Origin of the sequence: Salidesulfovibrio brasiliensis JCM 12178 (assembly GCF_001311825.1) — a bacterium.
GTDB lineage: Bacteria > Desulfobacterota > Desulfovibrionia > Desulfovibrionales > Desulfovibrionaceae > Pseudodesulfovibrio > Pseudodesulfovibrio brasiliensis.
Map to the genome: position 1 here is coordinate 1 of NZ_BBCB01000171.1, position 1166 is coordinate 1166.

The 1166-nt window shown below is 62.3% G+C and carries 1 protein-coding gene; it reads left to right on the top strand.

The genetic code is table 11. The features are described 5' to 3' along the window. The coding region (locus tag JCM12178_RS17410; protein WP_054653242.1) for an amidase family protein at positions 1–963 on the top strand (963 nt) is incomplete at its 5' end. Between the last annotated feature and the right edge of the window lie 203 nt (positions 964–1166).

Below are 1166 nucleotides of genomic sequence, written 5' to 3' on the forward strand. Positions count from 1 at the left end.
GGCACCGACACCGGCGGCTCCATCCGCCTGCCCGCCTCCTTCTGCGGCGTCACCGGCCTCAAACCCACCTACGGCCGCGTCTCCCGATACGGCATGGTCGCCTACGGCTCCTCCCTCGACCAGATCGGCCCCATGGCCCGGTCCGTCGAAGACTGCGCCCGAGTCCTGCAAGTCATCGCCGGGCACGACCCCAAAGACTCCACCAGCGTGGATACCCCCGTGCCCGACTACCTCGCAGCCCTCAACCGCAAGGACCTCTCCGGCCTGACCATCGGCCTGCCCGACGAATACTGGCCCGCCGCAGACTCCGACAACCCGCTCAGCCCGGAAGTTGAAACAGCCTGCCAAAACGCCGTTGCCAAAATGGAAGAACTGGGCGCCAAAACCGTGCCCGTCTCCCTCTCGCTGACCGACTACGCCATCGCCACCTACTACATTATCGCCATGGCCGAAGCCTCCTCCAACCTCTCCCGCTTCGATGGCGTCCGCTACGGACACCGCGCGGAAAACGTCGAGGAACTCAGCGAACTCTACACCCGATCCCGCACCGAAGGCTTCGGCGACGAAGTCCAGCGACGCATCATCATCGGCTCCTACGTGCTCTCCGCCGGATACTACGACGCCTACTACGGCAAAGCCGCCAAAGTGCGCCGCCGCATCCGCCAGAACTTCGACAAGGCCTTTGAATCCTGCGACCTCATCGCCGGACCCGTTTGCCCCACTACCGCATTCAAATCCGGCGAAAAAGCAGACCCGCTCCAGATGTACCTCATCGATATCTTCACCATCTCCTGCAACCTCGCAGGCGTGCCCGGCATGAGCATGCCCGTCGGCATCGGCTCCGATTCCAACATGCCCATCGGGCTGCAACTGCTCGGCCCCACCTTCAGCGAAGACATCATGCTCTCCACTGCACACCTGCTCGAAAAAAACCTCCCGCCCATGCCCAAACCAGGACTTTAGGCGAGGAAGAATCATGCACTAAAAAGGGCGTCCCGAATCGGGACGCCCTTTTTTCTTGTGTAGGGGCGCTGACGCGCCTAGCCTCCGGCGGCTCTCCGAGGGCGCCTTCAGCGGGACCAAAGGGGATAATCCCCTTTGGAATCCTTGGGTTGCCAGACAGCTTGAAACGCCCTGAGAAATGCACTGCGTGACATTTCTCAGGG